26 protein-coding genes are annotated in these 24044 nt (G+C 62.6%); 10 read left to right on the top strand and 16 right to left on the bottom strand.

The window, feature by feature from the left end; all coding sequences use genetic code 11:
• Complete coding sequence (locus HTUR_RS04040; protein ID WP_012942022.1) at positions 1 to 843, top strand: HFX_2341 family transcriptional regulator domain-containing protein; 843 nt, start codon at positions 1 to 3, stop codon at positions 841 to 843.
• Between the two features lie 186 nt (positions 844 to 1029).
• On the opposite strand, the gene HTUR_RS04045 is transcribed toward HTUR_RS04040, so the two are convergent.
• Entirely contained in the window at positions 1030 to 1647 is a 618-nt protein-coding gene (locus tag HTUR_RS04045; protein ID WP_049941599.1) for a hypothetical protein, read from the bottom strand.
• A 365-nt stretch (positions 1648 to 2012) separates the two neighbouring features.
• On the opposite strand from HTUR_RS04045, the gene HTUR_RS04050 reads away from it, so the two are divergent.
• Positions 2013 to 3224, top strand: a complete 1212-nt coding sequence (locus HTUR_RS04050; RefSeq protein WP_012942025.1) for a 3-dehydroquinate synthase II — start codon at positions 2013 to 2015, stop codon at positions 3222 to 3224.
• A gap of 224 nt (positions 3225 to 3448) precedes the next feature.
• Complete coding sequence (locus HTUR_RS04055) at positions 3449 to 4567, top strand: NADH dehydrogenase (RefSeq protein ID WP_012942026.1); 1119 nt, start codon at positions 3449 to 3451, stop codon at positions 4565 to 4567.
• Between the two features lie 21 nt (positions 4568 to 4588).
• Here HTUR_RS04055 and HTUR_RS27220 read toward each other — a convergent pair whose 3' ends face one another.
• The 10 genes from HTUR_RS27220 to HTUR_RS27860 all read right to left on the bottom strand — a co-directional run bounded on the left by HTUR_RS27220 (position 4589) and on the right by HTUR_RS27860 (position 14655).
• Positions 4589 to 4747, bottom strand: a complete 159-nt coding sequence (locus HTUR_RS27220; RefSeq protein ID WP_012942027.1) for a DUF7331 family protein — start codon at positions 4745 to 4747, stop codon at positions 4589 to 4591.
• Positions 4748 to 4895: 148 nt separating this feature from the next.
• Positions 4896 to 5309 (bottom strand): zinc ribbon domain-containing protein, encoded by a 414-nt coding sequence (locus HTUR_RS04060; RefSeq protein WP_012942028.1) that lies wholly within the window; start codon positions 5307 to 5309, stop codon positions 4896 to 4898.
• A 214-nt stretch (positions 5310 to 5523) separates the two neighbouring features.
• Entirely contained in the window at positions 5524 to 6267 is a 744-nt protein-coding gene (locus HTUR_RS04065) for a type I 3-dehydroquinate dehydratase (RefSeq protein ID WP_012942029.1), read from the bottom strand.
• A gap of 470 nt (positions 6268 to 6737) precedes the next feature.
• Positions 6738 to 7685 carry a homoserine dehydrogenase gene (locus HTUR_RS04070; RefSeq protein WP_012942030.1) on the bottom strand — a complete coding sequence of 316 codons (948 nt, stop codon included), beginning with the start codon at positions 7683 to 7685 and terminating at the stop codon, positions 6738 to 6740.
• The gene (locus tag HTUR_RS04075; RefSeq protein ID WP_012942031.1) at positions 7685 to 8248 is read right to left on the bottom strand and encodes an amino acid-binding protein; all 564 of its coding nucleotides are present in this window, start codon (positions 8246 to 8248) and stop codon (positions 7685 to 7687) included. The genes HTUR_RS04070 and HTUR_RS04075 overlap by 1 nt, the downstream gene beginning before the upstream one ends.
• An 845-nt stretch (positions 8249 to 9093) precedes the next feature.
• Positions 9094 to 11055, bottom strand: a complete 1962-nt coding sequence (locus HTUR_RS04080) for an archaea-specific SMC-related protein (protein ID WP_012942032.1) — start codon at positions 11053 to 11055, stop codon at positions 9094 to 9096.
• A gap of 91 nt (positions 11056 to 11146) precedes the next feature.
• Positions 11147 to 11794, bottom strand: coding sequence for a rod-determining factor RdfA (gene rdfA / locus HTUR_RS04085; RefSeq protein ID WP_012942033.1), 648 nt, complete (start codon positions 11792 to 11794; stop codon positions 11147 to 11149).
• Between the two features lie 857 nt (positions 11795 to 12651).
• Positions 12652 to 13428: an IclR family transcriptional regulator gene (locus tag HTUR_RS04090; protein ID WP_012942034.1), complete on the bottom strand. Its 777-nt coding sequence runs from the start codon at positions 13426 to 13428 to the stop codon at positions 12652 to 12654.
• 181 nt (positions 13429 to 13609) lie between these two features.
• Positions 13610 to 14299 carry a 4-carboxy-4-hydroxy-2-oxoadipate aldolase/oxaloacetate decarboxylase gene (locus tag HTUR_RS04095; RefSeq protein ID WP_012942035.1) on the bottom strand — a complete coding sequence of 230 codons (690 nt, stop codon included), beginning with the start codon at positions 14297 to 14299 and terminating at the stop codon, positions 13610 to 13612.
• A gap of 65 nt (positions 14300 to 14364) precedes the next feature.
• Complete coding sequence (locus HTUR_RS27860) at positions 14365 to 14655, bottom strand: hypothetical protein (protein WP_226377517.1); 291 nt, start codon at positions 14653 to 14655, stop codon at positions 14365 to 14367.
• Between HTUR_RS27860 and HTUR_RS27865 the strand changes: the two genes are divergently transcribed.
• The gene (locus tag HTUR_RS27865) at positions 14557 to 14964 is read left to right on the top strand and encodes an MBL fold metallo-hydrolase (RefSeq protein ID WP_226377495.1); all 408 of its coding nucleotides are present in this window, start codon (positions 14557 to 14559) and stop codon (positions 14962 to 14964) included. The two genes, HTUR_RS27860 and HTUR_RS27865, sit on opposite strands and share 99 nt — an antisense overlap.
• A complete protein-coding gene (locus tag HTUR_RS27870) occupies positions 14933 to 15115 on the top strand; it encodes a hypothetical protein (protein WP_081443454.1) in 183 nt (60 codons plus the stop codon). The genes HTUR_RS27865 and HTUR_RS27870 overlap by 32 nt, the downstream gene beginning before the upstream one ends.
• A 41-nt stretch (positions 15116 to 15156) precedes the next feature.
• On the opposite strand, the gene HTUR_RS04105 is transcribed toward HTUR_RS27870, so the two are convergent.
• Positions 15157 to 16158: a Bug family tripartite tricarboxylate transporter substrate binding protein gene (locus HTUR_RS04105; RefSeq protein ID WP_012942038.1), complete on the bottom strand. Its 1002-nt coding sequence runs from the start codon at positions 16156 to 16158 to the stop codon at positions 15157 to 15159.
• A gap of 182 nt (positions 16159 to 16340) precedes the next feature.
• Between HTUR_RS04105 and HTUR_RS04110 the strand changes: the two genes are divergently transcribed.
• Positions 16341 to 17384 carry a zinc-dependent alcohol dehydrogenase gene (locus HTUR_RS04110; RefSeq protein WP_012942039.1) on the top strand — a complete coding sequence of 348 codons (1044 nt, stop codon included), beginning with the start codon at positions 16341 to 16343 and terminating at the stop codon, positions 17382 to 17384.
• Between the two features lie 243 nt (positions 17385 to 17627).
• On the opposite strand, the gene HTUR_RS04115 is transcribed toward HTUR_RS04110, so the two are convergent.
• Positions 17628 to 18305 carry an MBL fold metallo-hydrolase gene (locus tag HTUR_RS04115; protein WP_012942040.1) on the bottom strand — a complete coding sequence of 226 codons (678 nt, stop codon included), beginning with the start codon at positions 18303 to 18305 and terminating at the stop codon, positions 17628 to 17630.
• Between the two features lie 225 nt (positions 18306 to 18530).
• Here HTUR_RS04115 and HTUR_RS04120 point away from each other — a divergent pair, with 225 nt between their 5' ends.
• Together HTUR_RS04120 and HTUR_RS04125 are read left to right on the top strand one after the other, a co-directional pair.
• On the top strand, positions 18531 to 19046 hold the full coding sequence (locus HTUR_RS04120; protein ID WP_012942041.1) for a tripartite tricarboxylate transporter TctB family protein: 516 nt from the start codon (positions 18531 to 18533) through the stop codon (positions 19044 to 19046).
• Positions 19046 to 20527 (top strand): tripartite tricarboxylate transporter permease, encoded by a 1482-nt coding sequence (locus HTUR_RS04125; RefSeq protein ID WP_012942042.1) that lies wholly within the window; start codon positions 19046 to 19048, stop codon positions 20525 to 20527. The genes HTUR_RS04120 and HTUR_RS04125 overlap by 1 nt, the downstream gene beginning before the upstream one ends.
• Before the next feature lie 66 nt (positions 20528 to 20593).
• Here HTUR_RS04125 and HTUR_RS04130 read toward each other — a convergent pair whose 3' ends face one another.
• Positions 20594 to 21196, bottom strand: coding sequence for a GNAT family N-acetyltransferase (locus tag HTUR_RS04130; RefSeq protein WP_012942043.1), 603 nt, complete (start codon positions 21194 to 21196; stop codon positions 20594 to 20596).
• Between the two features lie 180 nt (positions 21197 to 21376).
• Here HTUR_RS04130 and HTUR_RS04135 point away from each other — a divergent pair, with 180 nt between their 5' ends.
• Complete coding sequence (locus HTUR_RS04135; RefSeq protein WP_012942044.1) at positions 21377 to 21817, top strand: universal stress protein; 441 nt, start codon at positions 21377 to 21379, stop codon at positions 21815 to 21817.
• A 69-nt stretch (positions 21818 to 21886) separates the two neighbouring features.
• On the opposite strand, the gene HTUR_RS04140 is transcribed toward HTUR_RS04135, so the two are convergent.
• Together HTUR_RS04140 and HTUR_RS04145 are read right to left on the bottom strand one after the other, a co-directional pair.
• A complete protein-coding gene (locus HTUR_RS04140; protein WP_012942045.1) occupies positions 21887 to 22795 on the bottom strand; it encodes an NAD-dependent epimerase/dehydratase family protein in 909 nt (302 codons plus the stop codon).
• Between the two features lie 428 nt (positions 22796 to 23223).
• On the bottom strand, positions 23224 to 23406 hold the full coding sequence (locus HTUR_RS04145; protein ID WP_049941600.1) for a hypothetical protein: 183 nt from the start codon (positions 23404 to 23406) through the stop codon (positions 23224 to 23226).
• A gap of 171 nt (positions 23407 to 23577) precedes the next feature.
• On the opposite strand from HTUR_RS04145, the gene HTUR_RS04150 reads away from it, so the two are divergent.
• Entirely contained in the window at positions 23578 to 23985 is a 408-nt protein-coding gene (locus tag HTUR_RS04150; RefSeq protein WP_012942046.1) for a PPC domain-containing DNA-binding protein, read from the top strand.
• Positions 23986 to 24044: the final 59 nt, after the last annotated feature.

Consider the following 24044-nt stretch of genomic DNA (forward strand, 5'->3'; position numbering starts at 1 on the left):
ATGGACGTCCTCAAACGAGTGCACATCGTGCCGCTCGGGTACGAGTACGAGCGGATCCTCGAGCCGATCCGGAACCAACGGGCCGACCTGGTCTACCTGCTCGAGGACGACGGCACCGACGCGGGGGCGCGGACCAGGCGGGCCGACTACCACGATGACCTCCGGGCCGAACTCGAGTCGGCCGTGCCCGAGGTCAGGACTCGAGCGTGCGACCTGACGGACGTCTACGCCGTCCTCGGAATCGTGACGACTCTCGCGGCGAAACACGCGAACGACGACGTCTCGGTCAACGTCTCCGGCGCAGGGACGATCCCCGCCATCGGCGCGACGATGGCGTGTATGGACGTCTCGACGGACGCTCGCGCCTACTACGTCGAGCCCGACGACTACGATCACGACGGCCAGCAGGAGCCGATCTCGGAGGGCGTCGCCGAGATCGAACAGCTCCCGGCGTATCCGATCGACTCGCCGACGCCCGACCAGATCGCGATCATGGGATTCCTGGCGAATCCGTCCGACTGGGAGGCGTATCACGACGCGCGGACGACGCCGCCGAAGAAGAAGGACCTCATCGAGTACGCTCGCGATCGGAACCTCTCCTTCATGGCCGACCGACGGTCGCCCGAGGACCGCGGCGGCGAGGACAAGGGCGCCTTCCGGGTCCTCGATACGCACGTGCTCGAGCCGCTCGAGAACGACGGCTACGTTACGGTCGAATCGGTCGGCCGGCGTCGCGTCGTCGAACTCACCGAGCAGGGAGAGAACGCCTACCGGGCGTTCAAGCACAAACTCGCGGCCGTCGACGGCGTCGAGTACGAGTACGAATCCGAGACTCGAGGCTGAGCGACCGCGGTACCCGACGGTCCGATGACGAGTGGAGGGCCGAAGCAGCGGAGGGGCCGGCGCGTCACTGCCGGCGTGTCGGCGAGTGGAGGGCCGAAGCGTCGGGGACCGGACCGATTGGGCGGCGCGGAAGCCGACATGAAGGGGGGAGGCTGGCACGACGGGGAGACGACCGCCAGCGGCGACCTACTCGTCGGCGACCAGCGCGGCTAGCTTCGTCCCCAGTCGGGCGCATTCGAGGTCGGCCTCGAGTCGCTCGACGTGGGCGCGGAGGCTCGCCTCGTCGAGTCCGCCCGCCGTGTCGCCGTCTCCCTCGCGGTCGTCGAGACAGACGGGACCGTCGACCGCTCGAGCGAGCAGGAACGGGGCAGCGGCGGCGAGATACGACCCGGGCAGGTCGGGGCCAGCGACAGTTCCGCGCTCGGCGGCGGCCAGCAGCTCGCGGGCGACGATCAACCGCCGCCGCACCGACGCGGTCTCCGACTCCGGCGCCGGCGAGCCGAGATGGCGCGACAGCTCCGATTCGGCCGCGACGACATCATCGGGGTCGACGTCGAAGGCGGCCGCGAGCTCTTCGCGGTCGACCGTCGGGCGTCGGCTCCGCCGGGTCGCGAGTCGAACGGCCCCCAGCACGGCGGCGGTGTGGCCGTGCTGGATGGCCGCTCGCTCGCCGGCGTGATCGAACGCTGCACGGGCGACGTCGGCGACCGCGTCGACCTCGAGTCGACGAACCGCCTCGTCGATCGTCAGGTCGTCGTTCGCGATCCCGGAACCGTCTCCCGCGGGGGACTGTCGCTGACCCATATGCATGTCATCTCGACGTCATACATTATCTACTTCTGAGAAAGTATCGGTACTATCGTTACTTTCGATACTATCGATATAATCAGTATTACCGATACAATCGGTACTTCGAACAGCGTTCTGGCGGGCCACGGACCGCACTGACCGCCACTCGGCTATACCGTCTCTCGGTCCCACACCGCCGCTCGAGTCGTTCTCGATCGAAGACGGCGACTCGCCGGCGAAGACGACACTCGCCACCGAAGACGGGACGACTCGACGGCGTCGAACGGTCGTCTCTCCGACAACCGGCAGCGCTCACGGACGGGTCCGCCCGCCCTGCGGCATTCGCCACGTTCAAGCCGGTCCCCTTCGAGGGTCGAGATATGACGCGATCTGTCTGGGTCAAAGCCGACGACACCGTCGGCGACTGGGACGACCGCCGGGCGCGGATCACCGCCGCGCTCGAGTCGGGCGCCGACTGGGTACTGGTCGACGAAGAGGACGTCTCCCGTGTACGCGAACTCGGCGACATCAACGTCGCCGCCTTTCGGACCGACGGCGACGTGACGCTGGTCGACGACATCGACGACGCCGAGACCGACGAGGACGACGGCGGCGCCGCCGAATCGACGACCGAGGCCGACGCGGTCATCGTCGGCAAGAACGGCGAGGGCGACGCGACGATCGACCTCCCCGAGGACTTCTCCGGCTCGGCCGACCTCTCGACGCTTCGCCGGCGCGACGGCGACGTCGAGCGCGGCGCCTACGTCCGCATCCTCGGCAAGGAGTACGAACGGTTCGCCGAGACGGCCGCCGAGGAGGCCGACCACACCATCATCGTCGGCGAAGACTGGACGATCATCCCCCTCGAGAACCTGATCGCGCGGATCGGCGAGGAGACCAACCTCATCGCGGGGGTCACGACCGCCGACGAGGCCAAGACGGCCTTCGAGACCCTCGAACTGGGCGCCGACGCGGTCCTGCTCGACTCCGACGACCCCGACGAGATCCACGAGACCGTGGAGATCCGCGACGAGGCCGAACGCGAGTCCCTCGACTTAGAGTACGCCGAAGTGCTCGACATCGAGCAGATCGGCAGCGCCGACCGGGTCTGTGTCGATACGGGAAGCCTGCTGGAACACGACGAAGGGATGCTCGTCGGCTCGATGGCCCGCGGCCTCGTGTTCGTCCACGCCGAAACGGCCGAATCCCCGTACGTCGCCTCCCGGCCCTTCCGGGTCAACGCAGGCGCCGTCCACGCCTACGTCCGCACGCCCGGCGGCGGCACGAAGTACCTCTCGGAGCTTCAGAGTGGCGACGAAGTTCAGGTCGTCGACACCGCGGGTAACACCCGCGAAGCCATCGTCGGCCGCGTCAAGATCGAGAAGCGGCCGATGTTCCGGATCGCCCTCGAGACCGACGACGGCGACCGCATCGAGACGCTCCTCCAGAACGCCGAGACGATCAAGGTCGCTACCAGCGAGGGCCGGACGGCCGTCACGGATCTCGAGGCCGGCGACGAACTCCTGTTGTACACCGAGGACACGGCGCGTCACTTCGGCGAGGCCGTCGAAGAGAGTATTATCGAGAAATAATCGATTTCGTGGACCCCTCGGATACCTAGTATAGTCATTTGGTAACCTACCGCACGTTCTGCGGTCGGATTCGTCACTCCGTCTCGCACGGTTGCCAGTTTCGCGGACAGTATCTCGTCGAGACACCCTGACGAGGGGAAATTCTCCCTTATATCGGTAATTCCGCGCGGCGGCGAACAACTTCTATGATGGTTGTTATCGTTACACGTGGATGGTTACGAACAATGAGTATTACTCGAGAGGCCATTCGATCGGTTGAACCGCCCGAGTTCGCAGTGACGCTTCGCAACGCCGGCCTCGCGGGCGCAGGCGGTGCCGGGTTCCCGACCTACGCCAAGTGGGAGCGCCTCGAGGAGGTCGACTCGCTGCTGGTCAATCACCAGGAGAGCGAACCGAACTACTACATGGACAAGTGGCTGGGCCGCGAGCGAACCGAGGAGTTGGCGGCGCTGTTCGACGGGCTCCTCGAGCGGGCGTTCGATCGGATCGTCATCGCCGCCAAGTGGCCCGACCGCGACGAGTGGATGGGCGGCCTCGAGGCGGCGACCGACGCGACGGTCTACGCCCCAGACGCGCTGCCGGTCTCCGAAGACGAGACGGGAATCGTCATCGCCTACACCGACGACAAGTACGAGTTCGGGATGGAGAGCGTCCTCATGCGACTCGTCGCGGGCGTGGTTATGGGGGGCAACGAACTCCCGATGGACAACGGCTGGATCGTCCAGAACACCGAGACGCTCTCGAACGTCTACCGCGCCCTCGTCGACGGGGCGCCGACGACCCGAAAGTTCGTCCACGTCGATGGCCGGGTGCCGACCCACCGGTTCCTCGAGGTGCCGATCGGCACGCCCGCGACGGACCTGCTCGAGGCGGCGGGGCGCACGGACGAGCTCGCTGACAACGAGGTCATCCTCGACGGCGGTCCGGGATGGTGTTTCGAGATCGACGCCGCACCGGACGCGTTCGGGGTCCGCAAGCGAACGAACTGCCTGCTCGTGATGGAGGAGTCGGTCGTCGAGGAGAACACTATCGGGAGCGGCGGTCGGGTCAACGTCCTCGCGTCGGCGGCGTGGAAGCAGTCGGTCCACGAGACGGCCCCGACGGAGGCGCTCCGTCCGGACCGCGTCGAAGTACCCCTGATCACGAACCCCGCTTTCGAGGGGGTCGTCACGCCCAGCGAGCCGATCGTGACGGTCGGCGACGACCTCGAGACCGATGAGATGATCGCCCGGCCGGCCGACGGAATCAGCATCGCCCAGCACGCCCCGATCGACGGCACGGTCACCGGCGTCGACGATCGATCGATTACGATCGAGCGCGACGAACGACTGACGTCGGACTGATACCGACGCCGCGGCTACGGCTCACCGCTGACACGACCACGTGGTCGTCGATCGAATCCACGCGGAGGGGGTTCGCCGGTCGCAGATGACGGTGCCGTCGCCGTCCGCGTAGCTGACGTAGTGGTCGAACGCTCGATCCGCCGTCGCCTCTCGCTCGTCGTAGTCTCCCGTTGCGTGCATTCGAAATCACGTCCGTCGGTCGCCGAGACCGACCTGATATCCGCGGTACCAAGCGATCGGTGAAAAGGGCTCCGTCGATGTACTACTAGCGTGATTATATTACGACTGTGAGATGGTACCGTCGATCACTCGAGCGAGCGTTTTCGGATCACGACTGGGCCGGTTCCTCCTCGGGACTCGGCTCAAGGCGGGCCGTACACCAGTGACAGAACTCGAGGTCCTCGTCGAGTTCCTTGCCGCACTCGGGACAGGTGGCCCCGCCGTCGTCTCCGGCGGCGTTCGGCGAGAATTCCAACGCCCGGATGACGGCGTCGAACGCCGCGATGAGGTTGACGAACAGGAGCGTCAGCTGAGAGAGCATGTCGACCTCGCTGGTGATCGTCATCGCCTCGGAAAACGATTCTGCCGTCGCGATCTGATCGACCGGGAAGAAGAGCCAAAACGTGACGAGGTAGAGTCCAGCAAAGAGCAGGGCTCGGAGCCAGTCCCGGATCACGACGTGTCCGGCACCGGGAAAGACCATCGAGAGGCCAGCGGCGACGACCGCGCGAAGCCATGTCATCGTACGTGGTGGTAGGGCACCCTCGTCCTTAACATTCCGATTTCTTTCGAAGACGATTGTAATTTCGTCCCGTTGATGAATCAGGCCGGGAGTAGATCGGTGACCCGTTCACTGACGACCGAGTCGTTGCAGAAATCGATAGCTCGATACTCGAGGGAATCGCTCGCTAAAACACCGTAGCCGAATATGGGCCGAATCCTCACTGCAAGTCGCTTCACTCCGTCTGCGTGACTTCCTGTCGACTCGGGTACTCCTCGTCCAACTGGTCGAAGATCCGACTGTCCGTACCGCTTTCCTTGATCATCTCGACCAGCGAGTCGAGTCGGTGCAGCGGTAGCTGCCCCGGCGCGTACTCGCTCTTGTCGGACTCGAGCGGCGCGTAGCCCAGCGCGGAGCCGTACAGCGGGCCGATTACGCGCGTGTGACTGCCGAGTTCGCCCATCGCGATGCCGGCCGCCCGAATGCCGTTCTGCGTCGCGGTATCGATCGCCGTCAGGATCCGCAGGCAGTCCTCGCGATCCGCGGCGTAGGTCGCGACTTTGGCGATATCGCCGTACCGGGCGCACTCCTCGATGATCGCGTCGAGGGTCTCCTGATCGGGCGTCTCGTCGAACTCGTGGAAGGAGATGACCAGTTCGACGTCCTGTTCGCGGAACTCCTCGAGGACCCACTGCATGCCGCGTGCCGTCTCGAGTTCCACGTCCACCATCTCGACGACGTCGAACTCGGCGGCGGCCATCAGTTGATCCAGTCGGCCGCGGTCGGCCGCGTGGCCGCCGAACCACCGCGAGCGGTTCGTAGCGAGGATCGGCAGGTCGCCGTCGTAGTCGGCGAGTTGTTCGATCGGGTCCTCCGCGCTGTCCATCCGGAACTCGATGATGTCAGCGGTGTCACGAGCTTTCGGCTCCCGTGTCAGATCGTTCGTTGTTGCGGCGAGGGCGAAACCGTCGACAGTCATGATACGGGCTACCAATCCTCCGCATAAAAATATTTCGAGAGTTCGCACCCCGGCGGTCGCCGAACTCGCCGTATGGACGCGACCAGTGTGTATATGAGAACTGTCCGAAATGGACGACACAGGCCATCTAACTCCGTAATTCTGCCGCCGAGATCCGCAACCGTTGCGTTCCGTCCATCATCATTATTACTGGCTAAGCTCGAGTCGAAACGACCGATAGTATCACAATTCAAGCAGTTTTACTGGGGATTCGTCGTTCCTGCGGAGGGAATCAACGTACCGCGTCGCTCGCGCGCGAGCGTGACACATTGAGCGGCGTACGATCGTGTCGAACCGGAATCGCTCGAGCGTGTCCTCGAGGTGACCGATATTGGAACGCTCTGACCACCTGTACAGACGACTGCTCGGAAAACGGACAGCGAAACCACAGTAAACCGGTTGCTCGCGAAAAGCGTCGTACGACGGCTCCGTCAGCGATCCGCCAGCCGGTTGACGTCCGAGAGGACGGCGGTGGCCGTCTCGGGACCGCCGGCACCGCGCCCGCTCGAGTGTAAGGAGCCGGCGTTGTGGGTTTCGATCTGGATGATGTTCCGGGTGCCGGTGACGGCGAGAGGCCCGTTCTCGGGAACGAGTCGTGGCCCGACGCGGACGCCCTCGCGGGTGGCTTCGCCGATCAGGCGAATCGTTCGACCGTCCTCGGCCGCAAGATTCAGCGCGCTCCCCGGAATGTTCTGGATTCCCTCGACGCTCGCGTCCTCGAGGGCGAAACCGCCGTCGGAAAGCACGTTCGCGAGAATGACGAATTTGAGTGCGGCGTCGGTGCCATCGACGTCGAAGGTGGGATCAGCCTCGGCGACGCCCAGATCCTGGGCTTCCGCGAGGACGTGCTCGTAGTCCAGTCCTTCGGCGGCCATCCGCGTCAGGATGAAGTTCGCGGTGCCGTTGAGCACGCCCCGAACCGCCGTGACGTTCTCCGGCATGCAGTCTTCGACCGTCGAGAGCGCGGGAATCGCACCGCCGACGGTGGCCTCGAAGCGCACCGACCCTTCGCTGTCGGCCTCGAGAGCCCGCATCTCCTCGTAGCGTTCCGCGACGGGACCCTTGTTAGCCAATACGACGTGGCGGTCGGCCTCGAGGGCGCGTTCGACGTGGGAGAAGCCGGGTTCGGCGTCGCCGAGCGTCGTCGGCGTCGCCTCCACGAGGACGTCGTACTCGATGTCGAAGACGTCGTCGGGGTCGTCGACGCCGACGGGTTCGTCGCTGCGTTTGCGCTGGAGAGCGCCCTCGACGTCGATACCGTCGGCGTCGATGACGGCGTTCGTCGAGTCGGCGAGCGCGACGACCTCGTGGCCGTACTCGCCGGCGAGGTCGGCGACCGACCGCCCGACGTCGCCCGCGCCGAGAATTGCGAGTCGCATCAGGCGTCACCTCCGAGCAGCGGCTCGACGACCGTGAGGTCCTTCTCCTCGCTGACCGAGCGGATAGTGTCGAAGACCGCTTCGGACCGCCCGGAGTCGATCGCGAGTCGCAAGCGGGCACTCGAGGTGTCGCCGGTTCCCTGGGGCGCGGACAGCGACAGGTCGAGGACCGCGGCGCTCGTTTCGTCTTCGATCGCCAGCAGGGTATCGGAGAGGTCCGTCTCGATGAGGTGGCCGACCAGCACGACGCTGATCTCCTCGCCGTAGCGTTCGGCGCCGGCCTGAATGACGTTGATTCCGGTTTCTCGGAGTGCGGCGACGATATCGTCGAACCGATCCGGCGGGCAGCCGAGGTCGACCTCGACGGGAATGTGTCCCCGCGGCGTGATGTTGCCGCGCTCGTGGTGAATACTCATGAGATTGCCGCCGTTTTCGGCGATCGGTGTCAGCGCATCGAGTAACTCGCCGGGTTCGTCGACCAGCTCGAGGCGGACGGTATAGGTACGAACGCCGCCGTCGGCCTCGGTGCCGAGGTCACCCGGTGGCGTCGGTGCATCACCCATCGGTGTCACCGCCTCTCGGCACGTGATCGTCCGTCATCGTGGGCATGCTATCGTCTCCGTAACGGGCACGTAAAAGCGTATAGATATCCTCATCGCTCGAGATCGACTCGAGCGGGCCGCTGTGGCGGTTTCGGCGGCGACTGTTGTAGCGACGTTCGACGTCAGTTCGCTCGAATTGGCGTTCTCACTCGGATAGAGAGCGACGCCCGTTCTCCGATTGCACCAGTCGAACGCGATCGTTCTTCTCCTGCTCGAAAGGTCGCTCTCAAGTATGTTGACTTGCCGACTATTGTCTCGAATACTCTACTATCGTGTATGTGTTCGTTAGTCAATTCGATTGAGTGATTACACTGGCTTTCTCTCGTAACAGCGGACCCTATAGCTGTTATTGGGTTTCTGGGCCGCTCCAGATTAGATTCCGACGCTATTTTAACTATATTGTATATTTCACAGAAGTACATGGGAGTTCAAACTGATTTCCGTAGCTCAGGCCCAAAACCGCTAGTATAGTGATCTCAATGTACACTGAACCTAACAGGTCCTACTCAGAGTCCTCCGACAGATATCGAAGCTATCGGTTTAGAAAGTAGTATGTTTAAGTGGTAGTTGGTAATCTCTCGCTCGAGACGACGAACGCAAACTACCCCCTCTGTATCCGGATGAACGATCCGCGAAACGCCGGCGTAGGGTCGCTCAGCAATCCACGGCTACTGTTCACCGTCGATCAGCACTGGCTAGCCCCATTCTATATCGCGCTATGGAATTTATGCCGATAGCAAACGGACTGCTATCGGCTCGTCACGTGGAATACGACTGAAAGAAATTCGACGGCTGCGTCGCCGCGATTAGATGTCCGAGACGACCTCGTGCTCGACGTCGACGGCCTGTGCGTCCTCGTCCAGCAGCGCCACGACGAGATACGGCACGTAGGACTCGAAGTACTCGACGACTTTGGCGATCCGTTCGGCGTCGATCGCCTCGAGGGAGTCGAGCAGCATGAACGGGACCGTCTCGTAGACGTCGTGGACGAGATAGCCCGCGAGCGCGAACACGAGTCCGGTCACCTCTCGCTCGCTCTCGCTCAGGTGGCCGATCGTGTCCTCGTAGGCCGCGCCGTCGTCGGTACTGCGGACGATCTTGAGGTCGAACGACGAGCGCTCGACCTTCCGGCGACCTTCGCGGACCTCGCGGCGCGTCCGGTCGATCCAGATGCGGTCGAGGTTATCGTAGCCCAGCACCTCGAGGAGGTTCTCCATGTGTTCGTTGAACCCCTCGACGGCGTCGGCCTCGATCTGATCGATGCGCGTCCGGAGATCCGTCAGTTCGTCGGTGACGTCCTCGCGGCGCTCCTGGAGATTGCTGCGGTCGTCGAGTCGCTGTTCGATCTCGTCGATCTCGTCGTCGATCTCCTCGCGCTCGCGTTCCTTGCGTTCGAGTTCGAACTCGAGCTGGTTGACCTCCTTGTGCTGATCGAGGACCCCGCTGTAGTCGTCGGTCTCGAGGTCGTCGATCGTCGTCTCGAGGTCGTCGATTTCGTCGGTGAGGGCCTCGCGGTCGTCGGTCAGATCGTCGAGCCGGTCCTGTCGCCGGTCGAGTTCATCGTCGATCGAGTCGAGGCGACGCTGGGTCTGTCGGTACTCGGTCTTGTTCTCGTTGATCTCCGAGAGGGTCTCTCGCCGTTCGTCGAGTTCGGAGCTGATCTCGGAGCGCTCTTCGATGCGCTCCTGTCGGACGGATCGGAGCTGTTCGATCGTCGTCTCGATCTGGTCGCGGGGCACCGACGAGCCACACGTCCAGCAGGTGACCGACTCCGAGTCCGCGAGCAACTGATCCGTAACCGGGCCGTCATCGTCCTCGGTGGCGACGTCCGGGAGGACCGACTCCTGTTCGTCGAGCAGTTGCTCGTTGAACTGAATCGTGCTCTGCAGCTGTGAGATCTCCTGGGAGAGTTCCGCCTTCTCCGCCTGGAGGGTATCGATTTCGGCTTCGAGGCGGCTGACCTCCGTCTCGTCGCCCGACGAGAGCGATTCGAGACGCGCCTCGACCTCGTCGCGTTCGTCCTCGAGGGCCTCGATACTCTCGCGTTCGGTCTCGATGCGATCGCGGACGGTTTCGAGCTCCGAGCGGGTGTCGCGAAGCTCCGCGAGTTTCTCCTCGAGTTCGGACTCCTCCTCGCGTCGCTGTTCGACGTCGACGTTCGTCTCCTCGAGTTCTTCGCGGGCCTCTTCGAGGTCCGCCTGAAGCGACTCGATCTCGTCGGTGAGACGGGTCCGTTTCGCCTCGAGATCGGGCAATCGATTCTCGAGATCGTCGAGTTCGGACAGCCGCTCGTCGAGTTCCCGTTTCTGCTGTTCGTACTGCTCGATTTCGGCCTTTATCGCGTTGGTGTCGACCGGCCGCATGATCAGCTCGCGGAGGTCGTCTCCGCGGGCGACGGCCTGTCGCGCTTCGTTGGTTTCGAGCAGGAACGCGAACAGATCGGCGAGTTCCGGATCGTCGAGATAGGGGTCGCCGTCGGTGACGATCGTTCCGCCTCGTCGCTCGAGCGTCCGCCGGTACGTCTCGTCGCCGAACTCGAGGACCGCCTGGCCCTCGTCAGCGTCGGCTTTGAGACTCGCTTGTTCGCTTCCGAGCGCCGCCATGATCGCTTGCAGCAGTGATGTTCGGTTAGTCGCGTTGCGACCGGAGAGCACAGTCACTCCGTGGTGAAACGTAACCTCCGTTTCGTCGATACCCCCGATGTTATCGACTGAAAGGGTAGCCGCCCCCGGAATGTCTCGTTGTTTCGTATCCAGTCCAGGTTCCATGCGCCGGTGTACTGTCCCCACGCATATAGATATTCCCACTTCTGCCACTCGTGAGAATTTGCCGGTTCCAGGGTTCGACGATCAGCGCGGATTATGCGTCGTCCACGTCTACCGTGTGGCAATCACACGCCCGGTTCTCGAGGAGTTCCCTGATGGTGTACTCCTGGAGGCAGTCCTCACAGGTCACCGTAACCGAGACGGTGACGTCGAAGTCGCCGATGGCGACGACGTCGTTGCGCTCGAGTTGAGAAACGGTGTCCGCCGTAACGGCCGCGGTTCGATTCTGTAACGCACCGAGCTTTTCACTGCTTCGCTCTAGCCGTTCTTCATCGCTCGGCGTCTCGAGTTTCGCGCCGAGGCAGTCGGTGAGGTGATTGTAGACCGTCTGGTGGGAGACGAAATCCGATTCGACCCGCTCGATCGGAACGCCGTCCCGCTGGAGTTCGTTTCGGGTCTGCACCTGGGTCCCGCTGCTGACGTCGTCGTCGGTCAACAGCCGGTAGGTGTTCTCGACTTCCCCCTCTTTGGGCGGGATATTCGCCTCCTCGAGCGCTGCCTCGAGAACCCGTTGATTGACGTAGGTCGCGAGCTCGCGCGTGCTGCGCTGGTCATCCCCGTCCCCCGTCCAGTAGGCGACCAGGTCGTCGTTGAGGCCCGCGAGCTCGTACTGCGTCGCGACTCGCCCGAGCTTGCACGTACATACCGCCTCCGAATCAGTCGAACTGGAACGATCGGTCACTACGTGCGTGTAGTCGTCAGGAGACGAAAAACGTTCGGATCCTCGTCGTCTCCGGAGACCGGGTTCATCTCAGATCAGAACCAGAGCCGAATGCCGGTACACCAGCTCACTGCATATCTGATGGCCGAAACATCATGGATATAATATGTATGAGCCAACGGTAGGACTGAGGTCGAGAGAGGTTCTATAAGATGTATTATATACTTGAGCGATACGGCCGATTACAGAGGTACTTTTGTAATTTATGATTCCCACAGATATAAAAGACGTGTGTGACGATTCCGGTGGCCGTACAAATAATTGTTTGCCTTGCAGCTGATGGTTCGCATCGAGGTCTCGGTTGCGATCGGTTTCAGGATCTGTCAATTCTTTTCGAATTTAAACTGGTTCTAGATGGACTGGCCGGACTTTCTCGAGGCACCCGTCATTCCCGTCAATCGAGGGTGTCTCGAGATAATGAACCGCATAATGCGATATCTTTTTCGTCACGGGTCTGTTCCCGCTCTAGGAGACGGTTCGGCGATCGCTCTCGATTTCAATGGTGAAAGCGCTCGAGCAGCGTTCGTCGCTTCCGGCTCGTTCCGAGATCAATCAATGGGTCCCGGCTATTTCAATAGTATTGAAACTGAATTGTCCAAACTATCAGATTCTTATGTCGGTATGGCTACAAGCGAGGGCGACGGCGACTGACTCGGACGTATTGCGATCGGGATTACACAGGTACTTTTGTAAACCACTTCGTCGGAGCCCAACGGTGTCGATACCCGACGAACGCATCCGACTCGAACCGAATCGGAGCGGGAACGTTCGTGCCGCTAACGACCGCTAGTACGGTGGAGAGCCGGCGAAACCGCGCGTTACTCGTACTGTCGGATCTTCAGTTCGATGATGTTCTTCTTGTTGAGGAGCTCGGGAGCGAGTTCGGCTTCGATCCGATCGGTCTCCATTCGGCTGCGCGGGCCGCTGATACTGATCGCACCGATCACGCCGTCCGGTTCCGATAGTATTGAAGTCGCGACCGCACTGACGCCGGGGAAGTGCTCGCCGCGGTTGATGGAATATCCACGGTCCCGAATCTCCTGGAGTTCGTCCTCGAGCGCGTCCCGACTCGTGACCGTATTATCGGTAACGGCCGGCAGACCGCGCCGTTCGATGACCGCGTCGAGTTCGTCCGCGGAGAGTTGGGCGAGGATCGCCTTCCCCGTCGCCGTCGAGTGGAGATGGAGGTGGCGACCCAGCGGCGCGTTGTCGTCGATCGATTCCGGGCTCTGCGACTTGTACAGTTGCACCGAATACCCGTTCTCCTTGACCGTGAGATTCGCGTGTTCCCCCGATGTTTCCCGGAGGTCGTCGACTTCCGGCTTTGCCGCCTGGTAGAGCGCCATCCCGTCGCGCATCTCCCCGCCGGTGGCCAGGAACCGGAAGCTACAGTCGTACTCGTTGTCGTTTTTGACGACGTAGCCGCTCTCAACGAGCGTCGACAGGTGGATGTGAGCCGTACTGATCGCCATTTCGAGGTCCTCGGCGAGTTCGGACAGCGTCGCCCCGTCGCGATCGCGAAGGTATTCAACAATGGTGAAAGACTGATCGACGCTCTTCAGCCGCCGCGTCTCCGTTTGATCGCTGTCGGTCATGGTAGTACATTGGTAGAGGATCGCTTAAGCCCTCCGTGTCGTTTCGACCATGTTGAAATTGTTCTCAGCCGGCGGTCGGGATGGCCGTTCCATCGAGTGACGGTCAACGGCGGATCGGGCCGATCTATCGACGCGGAGCGGACTGAGACGGCGTCCCGAGAACAGAACGAGGGATCGATCGTTACTGAATCGAGTCCTCCGGGCCGACGACTTCCATCTCCTCGAACAACTTGTCGTAGTTGTTGAGTTCGAAGAGGTACTCGCCCTCCACGAGTTCCTCGCGGACCTCGTCTTCCGACTCGAGTTTGTCGTACGATCGCTCGAGAATTTCCGCGGCGCTCTCACGCGGGACGACGGCGAGACCGTCGTCGTCGCCGACCACGATGTCGCCGGGCTCGACGGTGACGCCGCCACAGGAGATCGGGACGTTGATCGAGCCCGGGTCCTGCTTAAGTGGACCTCGCGGATGCGTACCGCGGCCGTATACCGGGAACTCCATCTCGCCGATCGCCTTGCTGTCGCGGTAGGCACCGTCGATGACGATCCCGCAGATTCCGTTCACCTGACAGGACTTGCACATGAGTTCGCCGAAATGGCCGGTCTCGGTGTACCCTTCGGAGTCGATGACGAGAACGTCACCCGGTTCCGCCATCGTGATCGCCTTGTGGATGATCAGATTGTCTCCGGGCGAGGCGTTGACCGTAATCGCGGAGCCGGCCATCTCGATATCGTTGTAGGCGGGCTGGAGGCCGGAATCCATCGAGAGCCCGATGTTCCCCGTCACGTCGGAGACGATGGTGCTCGGAATCTCTTCGAAGGCTGATACGACGTCACGGTCCGGTCGCTCTACGTCGTGCTCGATCGCGTGCATGGTCCGATCGACAGCGGAGAACCACGTTAATCTATCGGTCCGCGGGGAACGACCCATCGCCGCGGTCATTCGAGCGACGAACCGTAGTGTGTCGTTGACGACGAATTACAGGTCACTGGAAATTCCGGTCCCGCTTTATTTCGATACGCGCCGACCCCTTGAACGCGATGTCTGTCAGCGAGATCGTCGATGGTATCCACGCCATCGAGTTCGACCACGTTCGAGTCTTCGTCCTCGAGGATCGCCCCGAAGACACCGTGACGCTCGTCGACGCAGCGTTCCCTGACGACGGCGAGCGCCTCGCCGACGTTATCGAAGCGGAGTTCGGCGGCCTCGATCGAATCCTCGTTACTCACGGAGACGAGGGCCATTTCGGCGGCGTTCCGGTGCTGATCGAGCGGTTCGCTCCGAAACTGGCCGTTCCGGCGGGGGGAAGGGTTTCTACGAGGCACTGGCCATCGATCCCGACGTCGAGTTCGTCGACGAGGACCTGCTGGCCGGAACCGTCCGCGCGATCGAGATCCCGGTTCCACGGTGGCGACGACTGCGTTCCTCCTCGAGGACGACCGGACGCTGATCGCCGGCGATACGCTCGAGGGGTCGGATCGGCGCGGTCTACCGCCGGGGTATCTCGTGCCGCCGGCCGAGCAGTTCAACGACGATAGCCACGCCGCCGCGGAACGGAACCTGGTCAAACTGTTCGACTACGAGATCGACGCGGTACTGGTCCACCACGGGACGAGCGTCCACGAGGACCCCCTCGAGAAACTCAACGATTGGCTGCTCGATCGGGAATGGACGCTGACGTACTCGTAACGCCGCGAAGAGAAAATCGGCGTCAAATCGGATCGGGTACGTTACGCGCTGATGTCCAGCTCCTCGACGAGATTACCGTAGTACTCGTACTGCTCGTCCAGGAAGGTGCTGAACTCGTCGGGGCCGCGCTGGACGCGCATGAAGTTGTTGTTCTCCATGAACTCGACGAACTGGTCGTCCTCGTAGATCGATTCGTAAACGTCGACGATCGCGTCGCGGGTCTCGTCGTCGATGTCCGCCGGCGCGAAGTGACCCAGCCAGGAGCCGATCTCGATGTCCAGTCCCTGCTCCTTCATCGTCTGCGTGTCCGGCAGCGAGTCGACCTGTTCGCTGAACGCGACGCCGAGGGCCTCGAGGTCGCCGTCTCGGACCTGCGGCGCCACTTCGGCGGCACCGACGGCCGTACAGTCGGCTTCGCCGTTCACGACGGCCGTCATCGCGGGTTCCGCGCCATCGTACGAAACGTGCTCGACGTCGATGCCCGCTTCGTTGGCGATACCGGCAGCAGCCATGTGCCACGAGGAGCCGTTCCCGGAATTGGCCATCTGGAGTTCCCCCGGATTGTCTTCGCCGTAGGCGATCCAGTCGTCGAGCGAGGAGATATCCGAGTCCTGGTGGACGACGAGCGCTGCCGGGAACTCGGTGTACTGCATGATCGGCGTGATGTCGTCGGGCCCGAGCTCGGCAATACCGAGGTGCTGGAACAGCGCGATCTCCGGAGCCGTACAGCCCAGGGTGTGTCCGTCCGGATCGGAGTTCGCGGCGGCGTTCATCCCGACCGAACCGGAGCCACCGGTCTGGTTGCTGACGTTCCAGGAGACGTCGGTGTGGTTTTCGGCTGCATCGGCGACCGCACGACTCGTTCGGTCCGCACCACCACCGGCCGCCCACGGAGAGACGATTTCGACCTGTCGCGACGGCCAGTCGCCGCCCTGTAGATCGCCGATACAGCCCGCCGTCATCGCGAGCCCCGTCGCACCGAGGGTCTTCAAGGCAGTTCGTCGATTCAGCACCCTTCGCTCGCTATTGGTATTCGCTACCATTCTACTCATAGCAGGTGTGTCCAAGTATTTAAATTCTTCGAACAGTGGTATCGAGCAACACATTTCTGAAAGGAATGGATATTATATTAATAATATTGTCGCGTTGCCGGACGATTCGAGCCGATCGACAGCACAGGAATACCATCCATAAGTTTATAGCTGGCCCGGACTGAACTGGATCCATGCGCGGTTTAGCCAAGACCAGTCGTAGTGCTGGGAGTATGGAACTCATCGATGTCGAAACACCAGAACCGGCGGCCGACGAGGCGCTAATCGAGATCGAGTACGCCGGACTCTGCGGGAGCGACGCCGGCATCTACGCGTTCAAGTCGTCGTTCGAGCGGATGGAACTGCCGACGATCATCGGCCATGAGTACACTGGCCGCATCGTCGAGGTCGGCGACGAGGTCACGAAGTTCTCGGTCGGCGACCGCGTCGTCGAACGACCGATCCGCAGCTGTAGCGACTGCTATCAGTGCGAGGTCGGTCAGGCGAACGTCTGCCCGAACAAGGAGATCACCGGCGTCGATCACGACGGCGCGTACGCGGGATACATCGCTGTTCCCGAAGAAGACCTGCACTCGGTTCCCGATACCGTTACGCCCCAACACGCCGCGCTCGTGGAACCGACGGCGATCACCACCCGAGCGGTCATTCGGAACTCGCGTGTCAAACCCGGCGACCGCGTGCTCGTCGCGGGCCCGGGACCGATGGGTATCCTCACGGCCCAGGTCGCGAACGCGCAGGGCGCCGACGTCGTGGTCGCCGGCGTCGGACGGGACACCGCCTACCGGCTGCCGCTCGCCGAGGAACTCGGCTTCGAGACGCTCAACGTCGAGGAGGACGATCTCGAGGCCTATCGCGATGACCTGACCGACGGCGTCGGCTACGACGTCGTCTTCGATACGACCGGCCACCCGTCGGGGCTGACGATGGCCGTCGACGAGGTCCGCAAGGGCGGCCAGATCGTCCTCGTCGGCCAGACCGGCGAGACGACGATGGAGTTCACGCCGCTGGTCCGGTCGGAGATCGCCCTCCAGTGTACCTACAGCGCGATGTACGAGGACTTCGAACGCGCGCTCCGGCTGATCGCCTCGGGCGACGTCGATCACGCGACGTTCCTCGACGACCGATTCAGCCTTCTCGAGGCCGACGAGGCCTTCGAAACGTTCCTCGAGGGCGAGACCTGTAAACCCGTCTTCGACGTCTCGGTCCTGCGCGACTGAATTCGTCACCGTCAGTACGACCGTGGGTGCGTCCGGCCGAGCGGCCGCGGAGACGTAGTCGCGAGCCGGTAGAAGCGCCGTCGCCGATCCGTTCCGGTGTCGAACGCGGTGGGTTCCGACCCGTTCTCGACCGTATGCTGCGCTGTGCTGCAGCGGTTACACCGATCGTCGACTCCGAAAACGGTCCGCCCGGTTCAGAATAGACGAACGCGGACGTGGCACTTCACTCGCCGTACAGACGGTTTACTCGTCGTCGGTGCGCGGGTCCCACTCGTTCCACTCTCGCTCGACGAGGAAGTCGTCGAGTTTCTGCTTGGGGTTCTCGAAGACGTGCGAGCCGTGGAAGACCAGCACGGTATCGAAGTCGTACCCGAGCAGGTCGTAGAGGTTGAGTTCGGCGGCCTCGTGATCGATATTGAATAGCGCAGGCGGCGGGAGAAGATACCCCGGCGGCATCCCGCCGCGGTCGGACCCGTCCAGGGCGTCGCCGGAGATCAGAACGCCTCGTTCCTCGAGCAGCAGCGCCGACGTCGCTTCGGTGTGACCGGGCACCTGAATCACGCGGATGTCACCCTCGAGCAGATCGCCGTCCTCGTAGGCGACGTCGGGCTCGATATCGAGACCCGCCTCCTCGAAGTGCTCGTAGAGTTTCGACTCGTCGGCCGGCATGACGAGTTTCGGGTCGAACGCGTCCATCACGTGCTCGAGACCGCCGTGGTGACCGTGATCGCCGTGCGTGAGAATGACGCGATCGATATCTCCGTACTCTGCTTCGAGGGTTTCGACGAGTTCCTCCCCGTTCTCGTCGAACGCGGTGTCGACGAGCGTCGTCTGGCCTTCCGGTACGTCCTCGAGGACCAGTACCCGAACGTGGTCGAACTGGACCTGGTCGATACCGTCGGTTACGTTGCTCAGGGTCATTAGCAGTTACTGATTGCGGCACACCCCTAATTAAACCTGTCGGAGGGACCACCCGTTCGCGGAATCGAGCGAGCGGCCGTGAACGGTCCCGACCGCGCCGTTGGCGGACCGCTACGCCGAACCGGTCACGGAGCCGAAAATTCCGTGAGACCGCTCTCGAGACGGCGAGATCAGTAAATTTATGCTGGTCCGTGAGAGGGAGTGTACTACGAGGACGGGAGATTAATGATTATAAAAAAGGTAACGCGCAATATCCGTCAGATCGACGCGGATACGGTGAAGTCGAATCCGCTTTCGATAGCATTCATACTGTTTTCGCTCGCGGTTATCTACCACGCGAACCAGTTCCCCGACGGGGGCGAAATCGGTCCCGGGTTCTTCCCGATCATGCTGTCCGCCGGGATCATCCTCTTTGCGATCGTGGACATGGCGACCGACGACGAGACGGAACTCGACCTGAGCGACGTCGAGGTGGCGCCGATCGTCGTCATCAGTGCGATCCTGTTCGCATACGTCTTCCTGATGAAGTACACGGGCTTTTTAGTCGGGACGATGCTGTTCCTCCCGATCGTGCTGTACTACTCTGACGTGCGGTCGAAACTCCTGATCGCCGCCATCTCGATCGGCTTCCCGGTTCTGCTGTTCTACGTCTTCAGTCGCATCTTCATGGTCCGACTGCCCGAAAGCCAGATCCTCCCCGTATCGCGGCTCCTGCCGCAGCTCCCGCTGGTGGTGTTCTAATGGCGGTCGAACACATCCTGCAGGGGTTCGCGAACGTCATGGATCCGGTCGTGTTGACCCTGATGATTGCCGGGATCTTCCTCGGTCTGTTGATGGGTTCGATCCCCGGGATGACGGCGACGATGACTATCGCGGTCCTGCTGTCGTTTACCTTCACGATGGAGCCGGCGACCGGGATGATGCTCCTATTGGGGATCTACGGCGGCGCGGTCTACGCGGGGTCGATTCCGGCGATTCTGATCCGGACCCCGGGGACGCCGTCGGCCGCGGCGACGATCTTCGACGGCTATCCGCTCTCCCAGAAGGGGGAAGCCGGCAGAGCGATCCGCATGAGTACCGTCGCCTCGTTTATCGGCGGGATCATCAGCGTGCTCGTGCTCATGTTCTTCTCGCCGGTCGTCGCGGACGCGGCGCTCCGGTTCCGGTCGCCGGAGTTCTTCGCGCTGGCCGTGTTCGGTCTGACGATCATCGCCAGCGTGAGCGGCGATTCGCTCGCGAAAGGGATGGTATCGGGTCTGCTCGGTATGCTCGTTGCGACCGTCGGAATCGACCCGGTCACCGGCTATCAGCGGTTCACGTTCGGGACGCCCGAACTCCTCACGGGCGTGGAGTTCATCGCGGTGATGATCGGGCTGTTCGGCATCGCCGAGGGGCTCCGGACGTACTCCCTCGGTATCAGCGACGAGCAGAACAGGGTCGATCAGGAGATCACGGGTATCTTGCCGTCGTTCGCGGACGTCAAGTCCATCGCGCCGATCTCGATCGGCTCGGGGATCCTCGGCTCGCTGGTCGGGGCGGTTCCCGGTGCCGGTGGCGACATCGCCTCGTTTATCACCTACAACGAGGCGACGCGGTGGCTCAAGAACACGACGCCGTCGTTCGGCGACGGGAACATTCGGGGCGTTGCCGCGGCGGAGTCCGGGAACAACGCCAGCACCGGCGGTGCACTGATTCCGACGTTCACGCTCGGGATTCCCGGCGACTCCGTCTCGGCGATCCTCATCGGCGCGTTGCTCGTCCACGACGTCAACCCCGGACCCGCGCTCTATCAGGAGGAGACCGGCCTGCTGTACACGATCTTCGTCGGATTCCTCCTCATCTACGTGTTCATCCTGATCTTCGGGCTCCTCGGAGCCAACTACTGGGCGCGGCTGATCAACATCCCGCAATCGCTCATCTGGCCCGTGATCTTCGTCCTCTGTGTGATCGGGGCGATCGCGCTTCGCGGAAACGTCTTCGACGCGTGGATCATGCTCGCCGCCGGCGGACTCGGATACGTGATGCGATTGCGCGGCTATCCGCTGGCGCCGATGGTGCTAGGACTGATCCTCGCGCCGATCGCCGAGGAGAACCTCCGGCGCTCGCTGGTCCTCTCCAACGGCTCGCTGGACATCTTCTACACCAGTCCGATCGCGCTCGTCGTCCTCCTCCTGAGCGTAACTGCGCTCCTGGTCCCGGCCGTGCGAGCGCTGCGAAGCTAGGTACGTCGGTCTCGAGCCGATCCCAGTTTTCCGTTCCGTCCGTTCGACGCCGACCGAGCGCCGTCCCTACTCGAGTCGCTCGGCCGGCGGTCGCCGGACGCGGTCGGCGATCGGATCGTCCAGCGGGAGCCGCATCGTTCGATTCAATTGCGACCGTTCGATCGTCTCGAAGCCGACGTTCTCATAGACGGTGACGGCGTGCCGGTTCTCGGTCGAGACGTCCAGCGACAGCGCCTCGTGGTCCCTGTCGTCGGCGTAGGCGATGAGCTGTCTGAGCAGTTCGCTTCCGATCCCCCGGTTCTGTGCGTCGGTGTCGACGAAGACGACGAACTCCGGGTCGGGTTCGTCGGCCGGCGTCACGGCGACGTGACCGACGATTCGGTCGTCGAGCGACGCGATCAGGTTCCAGCCGATCGACGTCAGTTCGTCGAGCCACGCTTCGATACGAGGGCGCGTGAACGGCGGGAGCCCCATCGTCGACGCCGACTCGTCGAGACCCTCGTACAGCTCGACGAGCGCCTCGAAATCGGTCGATCGATACGGGCGGACCAGGAACGGAACTCCCCGGTCGTCGATCGCTCGCGGGCACCGCGGCGGACAGCCGACCGTCCCTTCACACCCCGAGGGGTCCCAGTAGGTACAGACGGCCGACACCTCTCGAGTACTCATGGGAGATTCTACGGGATCCGACGATGTAAGCGTTCACGGGAACATCTTCGACCGAGACGGCCTCGAACGCTGATCGCCGGTACGTCTCGAGATCGAGCGATCGGACCGGTCCTCGTTGCCTCGACGGTCCGAACCTGATCGGGAGCGTACTTTTTTGTACTCGGCCGAACAGTATCCGGTATGCACACGGCGTTAGTCGTCCTTACCGACGAAACGGCAGATGAACGACTACTGGACGCTGCGAAACGGTACGCGTCGGGAACCGACACCGAGCTCCTTGTGTGTCGGTTCATCGATCGGAAGGAGTATCAGAACGACGCCCGCAACGAGGCGCGGGACGGCAAGCAGGTCAAGACCATCGAGATGATCGAGGAAGAGGCCGAAGAGGAGGCGACAGCCGTCGCGGACCGGGCCTTCGCGGACGGCGACGTCTCCTACACGGCGATCGGCGCGGCGGGAGAACTCCCTAAGAAGATCATCGAGGTCGCGGACGAACGTGACTGTGGCCACCTCTTCGTCTCCGGCCGGAAACGCTCGCCGACGGGGAAGGCGCTGTTCGGCGATATCGCCCAGGCGGTGCTCCTCCGGTTCGACGGGCCGGTAACGGTTACGACGAACTGACGGCGGTCGTCCGTCCTCCTCGAGACGATACCGATCCCGAAGACGACACTGATTCCGACATCGGTTCGGTCATTCCGTCGCGTCGGCCGGCGGACTGTCCCACTCCGAGGCGTCGTCCTGCGGTTCGTAGCCGAGCACGCCCTTCGCGTGCTCGATGCCGAACCACCGTGCGGCGTTTCCGCTGACCGCGTAGAACGTGTCGTAAGTCACCGAGTCGTCCTTGAGACAGCACTCGAGCATGTGCGCGAAGTCCCGTTGAGAGGTCCAGGAGGCCTTCAGCCGGTCGACCATTTCCTGGTACTCCTCGCTGCCCCGTTCCCACGAGCCCGTCTGTGACTGGTCCCAGACCTCGTCCTCGTCGACTTTGTGTTCCTCCCCGCGGTCGACCCCGCGCTCGGCGTCGCCGTAGGGGTGATCGTACTCCTCCGTTCGCACGCTCGAGATGCGCAGCGAGTACACCTGTTCCGGCGCGCCGTCGCGGCGCGCGTGGACGCGACAGATGTTCTCGCCGAATACCTTCGTCGCGCCGTAGTAGCCGTCGGGCTTCGGGAGCGTCTCGTGGGTGAGGCGGAACGGATCGAACTCGCTCGGGTAGTCCTCTTCGTAGAGATCCGGCGCGTGGTCCTCCTCGTAGAGCCCCATGACGCGCTGCGAGGACGCGAAGATGAGCGTTTCGACCCCGGCGTCCTCCATCGCCTTCAGGACGTTGTACGTGCCGATGACGTTCGGCTCGACGACCTCCTCGAACTCCGCACCGGCGTCGGACTGCGCGGCGAGGTGAATCACTGCGTCCTGGCCGTCGAACGCCGGCCGAATCGCCTCGTAGTCGGCGATGTCGGCGACGTGCGTCTCGTAGTCCGGGTGGTCGCTACGGTTCAGGAACGTGAACTCGTACTGCTCCTTGTCCAACAGATGGTTGAGAATCGCTTCGCCAGCTTCGCCGTACGGTCCAGTAACGAGTACGTTTTGCGTTGCCATCGATACGCCTGCCTACGGCCGACCACTATTTAATAGTTGGCGTCACCGGATTCGCCCTCGCCGTCGGATACGACCCTCGAGACGGCCGTCTATCGCGTTGTAGGAAGATGCGCTGTTTCGACAATATTGAAACTAAGTGGTATACCGTCCCCGTGAATTACAACAGTATGTGTGTAAAACAAGTACGCACTTTGCAATGGTAGTTAAGCGTATTTCAATATTATCGAAACAGCCTCGGAGAGGAGTCGACTGGCTCGACGACACGGACGGGGAGACCCACGATTCGCCGTTTGGCGATCCCCGGAATCCGTTCCGTTCTCCCCGCTCCGCTACTTCAGACGTCCGAATCAACGAAGTCGACGTCACTGGCGTCTCGATATCGCCTCGATCAGATGGCACTCGAGGTCAGTCGCCGCAACGACCCTCACTCAGTACTCGAGACCGATGACGCGGTTGGCGAGAAGGAGCGCGTAGGTGAGGCACACGCCCGTCAGTGCGAGACCGATAACCGCGGTCGAGAGTCCGAACTCGGCGGCAACCTCGGGGACGACCTGGCTGAACGCGACCCGACCGAACACCGTTGCGAAGAGGGCAAACGTAGAGACGGCCATACTGTGTCGCGACACTGTCACCGCACTCCGGATGTGAGGCCTCGAAGCGCAGCTATCTAAGCGCTGTGAAGTATCCGAACGCGTACTCGGCGTCCGCCTCTGACAATGTCGGAACGACTTCTGGATGGAGGAACACTATTATTTATTCGGCACCCGTCAGTACGGCGTACAATGGACTACACTGAAGAATCCGACCGAATTGTCGTTCGACTCGATCCCGGCGACGAAGTGTTGGCTTCCCTCGAGACGCTCCGCGACGACGCGGGACTCGAGCAGGGCTTTCTGATGGGGATCGGCGCCGTCGACGAGGTCGTCCTCGGCCACTACGACGTGTCCGAACAGGAGTACAACGAGGAGCGGTTCACCGGGCAGTACGAGGTGACGAGTTTCCTCGGAAACATCGGTCCCGATAAGATCCACACGCACATCCAACTCGGGGACGAAAACTTCGAGTCCCTCGGGGGCCACTGCTCGGAGGCGGTCGTCTCCGGGACGTTCGAGATCGTCGTCTTCCCGGGCAAGACCTCGCTCACCCACCAGCTGGACGAACGGACCGGCCTCGACGTCTTTGACCTCTGAGTCCGGGACCGACCCGGCCGGCCCGATACGGTGCCCTGATCGGGCTCGCGGTCGATCCT

The organism is Haloterrigena turkmenica DSM 5511 (assembly GCF_000025325.1).
Classification (GTDB): domain Archaea; phylum Halobacteriota; class Halobacteria; order Halobacteriales; family Natrialbaceae; genus Haloterrigena; species Haloterrigena turkmenica.

Bases quoted from the DNA above. Each gene is read 5' to 3' on its own strand.
- HTUR_RS04040 (WP_012942022.1), top strand. From the start codon at position 1: ATGGACGTCCTCAAACGAGTGCACATCGTGCCGCTCGGGTACGAGTAC.
- HTUR_RS04045 (WP_049941599.1), bottom strand. From the start codon at position 1,647: ATGGGTCAGCGACAGTCCCCCGCGGGAGACGGTTCCGGGATCGCGAAC.
- HTUR_RS04050 (WP_012942025.1), top strand. From the start codon at position 2,013: ATGACGCGATCTGTCTGGGTCAAAGCCGACGACACCGTCGGCGACTGG.
- HTUR_RS04055 (WP_012942026.1), top strand. From the start codon at position 3,449: ATGAGTATTACTCGAGAGGCCATTCGATCGGTTGAACCGCCCGAGTTC.
- HTUR_RS27220 (WP_012942027.1), bottom strand. From the start codon at position 4,747: ATGCACGCAACGGGAGACTACGACGAGCGAGAGGCGACGGCGGATCGA.
- HTUR_RS04060 (WP_012942028.1), bottom strand. From the start codon at position 5,309: ATGACATGGCTTCGCGCGGTCGTCGCCGCTGGCCTCTCGATGGTCTTT.
- HTUR_RS04065 (WP_012942029.1), bottom strand. From the start codon at position 6,267: ATGACTGTCGACGGTTTCGCCCTCGCCGCAACAACGAACGATCTGACA.
- HTUR_RS04070 (WP_012942030.1), bottom strand. From the start codon at position 7,685: ATGCGACTCGCAATTCTCGGCGCGGGCGACGTCGGGCGGTCGGTCGCC.
- HTUR_RS04075 (WP_012942031.1), bottom strand. From the start codon at position 8,248: ATGGGTGATGCACCGACGCCACCGGGTGACCTCGGCACCGAGGCCGAC.
- HTUR_RS04080 (WP_012942032.1), bottom strand. From the start codon at position 11,055: ATGGAACCTGGACTGGATACGAAACAACGAGACATTCCGGGGGCGGCT.
- HTUR_RS04090 (WP_012942034.1), bottom strand. From the start codon at position 13,428: ATGACCGACAGCGATCAAACGGAGACGCGGCGGCTGAAGAGCGTCGAT.
- HTUR_RS04095 (WP_012942035.1), bottom strand. From the start codon at position 14,299: ATGCACGCGATCGAGCACGACGTAGAGCGACCGGACCGTGACGTCGTA.
- HTUR_RS04105 (WP_012942038.1), bottom strand. From the start codon at position 16,158: ATGGTAGCGAATACCAATAGCGAGCGAAGGGTGCTGAATCGACGAACT.
- HTUR_RS04110 (WP_012942039.1), top strand. From the start codon at position 16,341: ATGCGCGGTTTAGCCAAGACCAGTCGTAGTGCTGGGAGTATGGAACTC.
- HTUR_RS04115 (WP_012942040.1), bottom strand. From the start codon at position 18,305: ATGACCCTGAGCAACGTAACCGACGGTATCGACCAGGTCCAGTTCGAC.
- HTUR_RS04120 (WP_012942041.1), top strand. From the start codon at position 18,531: ATGATTATAAAAAAGGTAACGCGCAATATCCGTCAGATCGACGCGGAT.
- HTUR_RS04125 (WP_012942042.1), top strand. From the start codon at position 19,046: ATGGCGGTCGAACACATCCTGCAGGGGTTCGCGAACGTCATGGATCCG.
- HTUR_RS04130 (WP_012942043.1), bottom strand. From the start codon at position 21,196: ATGAGTACTCGAGAGGTGTCGGCCGTCTGTACCTACTGGGACCCCTCG.
- HTUR_RS04135 (WP_012942044.1), top strand. From the start codon at position 21,377: ATGCACACGGCGTTAGTCGTCCTTACCGACGAAACGGCAGATGAACGA.
- HTUR_RS04140 (WP_012942045.1), bottom strand. From the start codon at position 22,795: ATGGCAACGCAAAACGTACTCGTTACTGGACCGTACGGCGAAGCTGGC.
- HTUR_RS04145 (WP_049941600.1), bottom strand. From the start codon at position 23,406: ATGGCCGTCTCTACGTTTGCCCTCTTCGCAACGGTGTTCGGTCGGGTC.
- HTUR_RS04150 (WP_012942046.1), top strand. From the start codon at position 23,578: ATGGACTACACTGAAGAATCCGACCGAATTGTCGTTCGACTCGATCCC.